The 723-nt window shown below is 50.1% G+C and carries 1 protein-coding gene; it reads left to right on the top strand.

Annotated features, from left to right (window positions below; all coding sequences use genetic code 11):
- Positions 1-400 (top strand): sensor histidine kinase (locus tag AUR66_RS11815; RefSeq protein ID WP_197409757.1); only part of this gene is annotated, 400 nt, incomplete at its 5' end.
- Between the last annotated feature and the right edge of the window lie 323 nt (positions 401-723).

Below are 723 nucleotides of genomic sequence, written 5' to 3'. Positions count from 1 at the left end.
GTCCGTTGTAGACAGATGCTGGGACGTCATAGAAACGTCCCAGGCGACGCTGACCATTGAGAGTAACCTGTCATTTCACGCAGATCCCAGTCGCCTCCAGCAGCTCATAGAAAATCTGATTCGCAACGCGATCGACCACGGTGGGAGTGACGTCAGGATCCGTGTGGGGAGTCTTAACGACCGAAGCGGTTTTTTCATCGCTGATGACGGACCGGGAGTCCCAGAAGACGCCCGACAACAGGTGTTTGATCCTGGATACACGACAAACAAAGCGGGAACCGGACTCGGGTTGGCCATCGTGAAAGAGATCGTTGATGCTCACGGCTGGGAAAGCACTGTGACCGACAGTGACAGTGGAGGAGCGAGGTTCGAATTCTGGGACGTAGAATTAGCTCAGTGAGCGATTCAAAAATCAAAGTGGCCCTTCAGACAAGATAGGCACGAAGCCAATTATCATTTTGAGGACCTACTGTAGAATGCCACAGATTCTACAGGATTCAACTGTGTGACGTGGTCGGGAGTTCTAACATGTGTCATACTGTATCTGATTCAATGAATGAGGGCACCGAAGCAACAGACGAAAGCGATTTTGGAGATGGAAAGAAGCGATATAGCATTCGTCTCAGTCACGATGGCTGCTGGATGATTGATGTGACTCGCTCATTCCCTGGAGCACACGTTATCGAGAAGGCGTTCTATCATGGAAATGAAGATATCAAAGCA

The sequence above is a fragment of the Haloferax profundi genome (genome assembly GCF_001469865.1).
Classification (GTDB): Archaea; Halobacteriota; Halobacteria; order Halobacteriales; family Haloferacaceae; genus Haloferax; species Haloferax profundi.
Note: the sequence above shows the minus strand (reverse complement) of the source record. Positions and strands in the feature narration are given on the sequence as shown.